The following is a 2,744-nucleotide window of genomic DNA, read 5'->3' as shown; positions in this document are numbered from 1 at the left end:
CTGTCCCAGTACGGCCCCTGGGGCGTGCGCCTGGGCAGCCGGGCCGGCCGCGTCCTCGCCTACGACCCCGCCACCCGGACCTTCACCGGCGGCGTGACCCTCACCGGCTACACCGTCGGCCGGGTGGTGCTCGGCCCCGACGCCACCGACGCCTGGGTCGGCACCGCGGACAACCTCTACCACCTGGACGTCGAGGGCGCCGCCCCGGAGGTCATCGATCCGGTGGCGGACTTCGGCTCCGCCGAGGAGATCGTGCTCGCCGCCGACGGCCGCACCGTCTACGCGAGCGGCTACCGCGACTACGGCACCGTCACCGCCGACATCCTGGACCCGGAGACGAACACCTTCCGGTCCGCCTTCGGCCTCGGGGCCTTCGCCGACGGCCCCCAGCTGCTCGGGACGAGCCCGGACTCCGGCCGGGTCCACGTGTTCACCGGCGCGAGGACCCCGCAGGCCGCACTGCTGTCGTACGACCCCGCGACCGGCGCGGCCGTTCCCGGCGAGACCGTCACCGGCTTCGGCCTGGACTCCGTCGTCCAGGTCCAGCTCGGCGCGGACGGCCGCACCCTCTACCTGGCCGGGCTCAAGGGCGGGGACTCCGTCCTGCGGACCGTCCGCTTCTAGGGACCCGCCGAGCGGCGCCCGCCGAGCGGCGCCCGCCGAGCGGCGCCCGACGAGAACGGGCCCGGCAGCCGGCGCCGGAGCGCCGCCGTGCCGGGCCCGGGGAGGGCGGGTCAGCGGGCCTGGGCGGCCTTCGCCTCCTTGGCGGCGGCCGCGGCGGCCGCGGCGGCCTCCTTCTCGTGCTTCTCCTTGATCCGGGCGGTCTCCTTGCGGAGGTCCACCTGGTTGGCGCGCTCGTGCTGGAGCCAGAGCGGGTTCTCGGCCCGGAGGGCCTCGATCTGCTCGGTGGTCAGCGCCTCGGTCACGCCGCCCCGGGCCAGGCCGGAGATCGAGATGCCGAGCCGGGCGGCGACCACCGGGCGGGGGTGCGGGCCGTTCTTGCGCAGGTCCTGGAGCCACTGCGGCGGCTCGGCCTGCAGCGCGTTCAGCTCCTCGCGGGAGACCACGCCCTCCTGGAAGTCGGTCGGCGCGGCGTCGAGGTAGATCCCCAGCTTCTTGGCCGCCGTGGCCGGCTTCATGGTCTGGCTGGTCTTCTGCTTGAGCGATGTCATGGTGACAAGGGTAAGGGAGTGCGCGGGCGCTCCCGGTCACGGTCGGTAGCCTTGCCCTGTGACAGACATGCAGGTGAACCCGACCTTCCGACTCGTGTACGTCCCGGGCGTGACCCCCGGCAAATGGGTCCGGGTCTGGGAGGAGCGGCTCCCGGACGTGCCGCTGGACCTCCTCGCGGTCGCGTCCGGCGACGCCGAGCGGACCCTCCGCGAGGGCGGCGCGGACGCCGGGCTGGTCCGGCTGCCGGTCGACAAGGACGTGCTGAGCGCGATCCCGCTCTACACCGAGACCACCGTCGTGGTCTTCCCCAAGGACCACTGGCTCGCCGCCGCCGAGGAGGCCTCGGTGGCGGACCTGGCCGATGAGGTGGTCTTCCACCCGCTCGACGACACCCTGGGCCTCACCGCCGACACCCTGCCGGGGCGCCCCGCCGTAGCCCGTCCGGACAGCACCGCGGACGCGGTCGAGCTGGTCGCGGCGAACGTCGGCGTGCTCCTGGTGCCGCAGTCCCTGGCCCGGCTGCACCACCGCCGGGACCTCACCTTCCGGCCGGTGGCGGACGTGCCGCAGTCCCAGGTGGCGCTGTCCTGGCCGCAGGAGCGGACGACGGACCTGGTGGAGGAGTTCATCGGGATCGTCCGCGGCCGCACGGTCAACAGCTCGCGCGGCCGCGGGGCCGGGCAGGCGGCTCCGGAGGCGCAGCCGAAGAAGGCGGCGGCGGGCCGGGGCAAGCCGCAGCCGCAGCGGGCCGGCGGGCAGAAGAGCGGTGCGCAGAAGGCGGGCGGCCAGAAGTCCGGCGGGCAGCGGGCCGGGGCGCCGAAGGCCGGGGGAGCCAAGGCCGGCGGGCGGGGCGCGGCGGCCCGGCGCGGCAGGCCCAAGCGGTGACCGTGGCGTAGCGTCTGCCCCGTTCGCAGCGGTCGAGGCGGGAGGAGCGGGGCAGTGTGGCACGACCTGATGGCCGTCCAGATTCCGATCGTGGAGAAGGTCCTCCGCACGATCGCCGTCTACGTGCTGATCCTGGTGCTGTTCCGGCTCGCCGGGAAGCGCGGGCTGGCGGGGCTGAACACCTTCGACATGGTGGTGGTCTTCCTGCTCTCCAACGTGGTGCAGAACGCCATCATCGGCAATGACAACAGCCTGCTCGGCGGCGCGATCGGGGCGGTGACCCTGATCGCGGTGAACGCCGCCGTCACCCGCTGGCTCGCGCGCGACCCGAGGGCCGCCCGGATCCTGGAGGGCCGGCCCACCACCGTGGTGAAGGACGGCAAGCTGGTCGCCGGCGCGCTGCACAGCCTGGCGCTGCGCCCGTCCGAGCTGGAGCACGCCATCCGGATCCAGAACGGCGACAAGGTCGGCGACGTCGCCCGGGCCCGGCTGGAGCCGGACGGACAGCTGCTGGTCTCCCTCAAGGCGGGCGAGCAGAGCGCCACCCGGAGCGACGTCGAGGACCTGCGGCGCCGGCTGGAGGAGATCGAGCGGCTGCTCACCGCCATCGCCGCCGACCGGCGAACCCGCCGCGATCAGACCGGCGGCGGCCCAGTTCACGGTCGAGGTGAAGAGGAAGAAGAGCG

At 74.5% G+C, this 2,744-nt stretch carries 3 protein-coding genes and 1 pseudogene; 3 read left to right on the top strand and 1 reads right to left on the bottom strand.

Features of this window, described 5'->3' with window-relative positions; translation table 11 throughout:
• Nucleotides 1–624 (top strand): annotated as a pseudogene (locus ACIQOV_RS36195) (hypothetical protein); the annotation flags it as partial.
• A 110-nt stretch (nt 625–734) separates the two neighbouring features.
• Here the strand turns inward: ACIQOV_RS36195 and ACIQOV_RS36190 are convergent.
• Complete coding sequence (locus tag ACIQOV_RS36190; RefSeq protein WP_401055053.1) at nt 735–1,172, bottom strand: DUF5997 family protein; 438 nt, start codon at nt 1,170–1,172, stop codon at nt 735–737.
• 58 nt (nt 1,173–1,230) lie between these two features.
• On the opposite strand from ACIQOV_RS36190, the gene ACIQOV_RS36185 reads away from it, so the two are divergent.
• Both ACIQOV_RS36185 and ACIQOV_RS36180 read left to right on the top strand, forming a co-directional pair.
• Complete coding sequence (locus ACIQOV_RS36185) at nt 1,231–2,058, top strand: LysR family substrate-binding domain-containing protein (protein WP_380540555.1); 828 nt, start codon at nt 1,231–1,233, stop codon at nt 2,056–2,058.
• A 54-nt stretch (nt 2,059–2,112) separates the two neighbouring features.
• On the top strand, nt 2,113–2,744 hold a 632-nt coding region (locus ACIQOV_RS36180; RefSeq protein ID WP_401055052.1), incomplete at its 3' end, for a DUF421 domain-containing protein.

It is taken from the genome of Kitasatospora sp. NPDC091257, assembly GCF_044757675.1.
Taxonomy (GTDB): Bacteria; Actinomycetota; Actinomycetes; order Streptomycetales; family Streptomycetaceae; genus Kitasatospora; species Kitasatospora lactacystinica.
The sequence above is the reverse complement of the archived record's forward strand: the minus strand, read 5'-3'. Positions and strand labels throughout refer to the sequence as shown.

Excerpts from the sequence above, each read along its gene's own strand:
- ACIQOV_RS36190 (WP_401055053.1), bottom strand. The coding sequence starts at position 1,172 with ATGACATCGCTCAAGCAGAAGACCAGCCAGACCATGAAGCCGGCCACG.